This window comes from Palleronia caenipelagi (assembly GCF_007004065.1).
GTDB classification, from domain to species: domain Bacteria; phylum Pseudomonadota; class Alphaproteobacteria; order Rhodobacterales; family Rhodobacteraceae; genus Palleronia; species Palleronia caenipelagi.
Window position 1 is genome coordinate 1 of record NZ_VFSV01000104.1, and the last position, 3,388, is coordinate 3,388.

The following is a 3,388-nucleotide window of genomic DNA, read 5'->3' on the forward strand; positions in this document are numbered from 1 at the left end:
ACAAGGCGGGTGAGATGGCCTGCGTGGCCCATGTCAGGCGTAAGTTTGTGGATGTCTTCGCATCCCAGGGCAACGCCATTGCCGAGGAAGCGATCCGGCGGATCGCTGAACTCTACACCGTGGAGAAAGACGCGCGTGGCAAATCGCCCGAAGAACGTATCGCGCTGCGGCAATCCCGATCAAAACCGATCTTCGATGACCTGGAAGCCTGGCTACACGCGCAACTGCCCAAAATCTCGGGCAAGTCGCCGCTGGCCCAGGTTATCCGCTATGCCCTTGGCCGGATGCCAAAGGCACGGCCATACCTTGAGAACGGCCACCTGGAACTCGACAACAACACAGCCGAACGGGCCGTCAAACCCGTGGCCATCGGCCGGAAAAACTGGATGTTCGCAGGTTCAGAAGGTGGCGGCAAAGCCATGGCTATCGCCTTCACCCTGATCGAGACGGCCAAGCTCAACAACGTCGATCCCCAAGCCTGGCTCACTTGGGTCCTCGCCCAGATCGCCGACCACAAGATCACACGCCTCGACGAAATCCTCCCCTGGCGTTACGCTGCACCAGTAGCGTAACAGGCTACGCACAAGCGCAACAGGGCGGCTTCAACGGACGGACACGATAAAAGAGCCCCGCGACCAGGCGCGTCGGCGTGGCAGGGCGACCGGTCTGCAACGGGAACAACCCGGCCCGTTCCCGCTCGAACACCTCCCAGTCGATCAGAGCGGCGAGCTTCACCAGTTGCTGGCGCATGTCGATCATCCCGACCCGTCGCCCGCGCAGCAGATCATCCTGCTCCGGGGAAGGCTTTCCGGGCTTCATATCGCAGCTCGAAATTGCAGGGGTCCGGCTGCAAAAATACCAAATGCTGCGCCTGAAACCTACCGAAAATACTGTGTTATATATAAAAACCATGGGATGGGTGTTGTTGAGGGCGAACCAATTGGGCCAGAGTTAAGGGGCCGAAATATGGAGAGCCAGAAACTCGAGACCGCGATCGCCGTCAAAGCCTTTAACCGCATGCCGGGCCTCGGTCGCGCGGCCTACGAGCGTGTCATCTGAAAGGGCGGGGAAAGGGCCAAATGCGCCTTGAGTTTGATCTATGCAACATGTTCGCGTAGGATCGACCTTGTCATGAACAAAGCAAAGCGGCTAGGGTCTCTGTGATCATCCAGGATGGAACACCTAGGAAAAACTTTGATAAAGTGAATTTGAATTTTTAGCATGCCTTTCGACTAGACGTTCTGCTTTCCGACGCTTACTAATTTTGCGTGCTAGAGCGATTTTTTGAGCGGGTCGCTCAGATGCCAATTCTGGAAATATAGAGAGAATTTCCCGACGCGCTGCGCTAGACACCGATTTCAAGGCTTCTTTTCCTGGAAAAAATGTCTCAGAGTAAGCTCCGTTTGACAAAACGATTTCATGGTTATCCATTAATATATGGTAATATTCTACATCACCGTCCAGATCTAAGCGCCGAATTCCAAAAGAACCGACAAGATGCTTGACGGCGACCAGAACCTCCCGAGTATCAAACATCCGCTGAACAATCGTAGACGATACAAGAATTCGATGCTGCGGTGACAATATGAGGTCGTTTGTCGGCAAACCTGCACCCAACGCACCCTTGGGGATAATAACCGGAATGAAATCTGGATTATCCCGGAGGCGTTGTTCTTCCAACAGTCGGCTGCCGATCCATTTTATCGGCTCATAGCCGTTATCTATTGTTGCAACAAGATCGCCCACGCGCAAATCTTCAATCGGGCAATCCCCATTTATGGTCGCAATCAGAGTGCCGCGCGTAAAACAAACTGGGGGCGTGATGTTCTCAATATTGGTGAATGTTAGCGTATCACCGTTTGATCGGGTGAAGACGCCATTTTCAGGGTTACCCGGATCAATTGCCAACACGCCTGTCAGACCGCTCAGATCAAGAGTATCAACATCCGAACTATCGCCATCTTCGTTCCCGTCAATGACAAGGTTCGTTCCTGCAGCCCATCCCGTGACAGTAAAACTATCCGATCCGTCCCCGCCGGATAGTGTGGAGTCGAATTGCCCACCGTTAATATTTATTGTGTCTAAACCGATATTTCCATTAATCGGACCATTTAAGACCCCACCATTGAAGGTCAGGATGTCATTATCGTCTCCGGCTGACGGCAGCGTCCCACTTGCATAAGCGTCGGCGTCAATCTGTCCGGTAATGGTCCCGGCATCAAACGTGAGAACGTCGCTGCCGTCACCAGCAAAGACGTCCCCCGTCAGGATATCAGTCGTGTTGAATGATAACGTATCCGTGCCAGAGCTCAGATCTATGTCACCATTTATCCGCACATTTCCGAGAATTGTTACGGAGTCATTCCCACCAGCCATGGTAAAGGCAGTGTCCGGATTGGAGTATCCGATCGTAGTGAGCTGGGTTGTGTCCTGAGGATCCGCTGTGGTGTCGACGATGACTGTGTCGGCTCCGGCACCCATTCTGAGTTCGCCCTGAACGTCTGCCCAGTTTATCGTCAGAGTATCGGCCAGATCGCCCATCGCGATGTTTGACGTAATATTGTACCCGCCGAAAACGGTAAAGTTATCTGACGTTCCACCGAAAGCCGTATTCGGAGAATCTCCAGATTGTGTTCCGAACTGCCCGTCACGTGTTCTGGTGACCATATCACACCTCAAATTCTTACTGTCGCGGGCCCGGATGACTTAGGTGGGTGTTCCCAAATTTAAGAGGGTATAATCGCACACAGCACGTAACCCTCTGATGTTCTGCGTTTTGTCATCTTTACAGCGGCTCATGGAGCTGACGGGGTGGTTGTAGAGTGGGAACCAATCCATCGCAATCTGCTTCGCCCGACTGATTTGGTCTCAAAAGGATAGGAATATCTTTGGAAGCGAACCCTGATCGGAGCCGCGGGCGCTGTTGCACAAATCGGGGTCTGAGCGCGGTTCCCCTTTCCCCGGACGGACCTATCCTACGGCCACAGTCATGGGTACGCCGAGCGCGGTGTAGCCGTTCAGCACGGCGATACGAACTTGCAGCTCGGCGACCTGGCGGTCGAAGTCTCGGGCCATGAGGGATTGGCCGAGCAGCTTGATGCAGTTCATCTTGCTCTCGACCCGGCTCCGGCGGTGGTAGCCAGACCATCGTCGCCAGATGGCACGACCCAAATATTTGGACGCGCGCAGTGCCTCATTGCGGGCAATGGCTCCGGGGCTCGTTGGTTTCCAGGGATTGGCGTTCTTGCGGGGCGGGATGATCGCAGCGGCACAACGGGCAGCGATTGCCTCGTGGCACTTGCGTGTGTCGTAGGCGCCATCTGCCGTCACGGAACCGATCTCTTCGTCAGACGGGATTTGGTCGAGGAGATCTGGCAGGATGGGCGCA

General features: G+C 54.5%; 3 protein-coding genes and 1 pseudogene. 1 reads left to right on the forward strand and 3 read right to left on the reverse strand.

All coding sequences use genetic code 11. The features are described from left to right. Nucleotides 1–572 (forward strand): IS66 family transposase (gene tnpC / locus FEV53_RS19795; RefSeq protein ID WP_142836366.1); only part of this gene is annotated, 572 nt, incomplete at its 5' end. Between the two features lie 46 nt (nucleotides 573–618). Here the strand turns inward: tnpC and FEV53_RS19800 are convergent. The 3 genes and pseudogenes from FEV53_RS19800 to FEV53_RS19810 all read right to left on the reverse strand — a co-directional run. After that, a pseudogene (locus tag FEV53_RS19800) lies at nucleotides 619–819 on the reverse strand (IS5/IS1182 family transposase); the annotation flags it as partial. Between the two features lie 363 nt (nucleotides 820–1,182). Continuing rightward, nucleotides 1,183–2,667 (reverse strand): Hint domain-containing protein, encoded by a 1,485-nt coding sequence (locus FEV53_RS19805; protein WP_142836367.1) that lies wholly within the window; start codon nucleotides 2,665–2,667, stop codon nucleotides 1,183–1,185. A gap of 303 nt (nucleotides 2,668–2,970) precedes the next feature. Then, the coding region (locus FEV53_RS19810) for an IS5 family transposase (protein WP_142836368.1) at nucleotides 2,971–3,388 on the reverse strand (418 nt) is incomplete at its 5' end.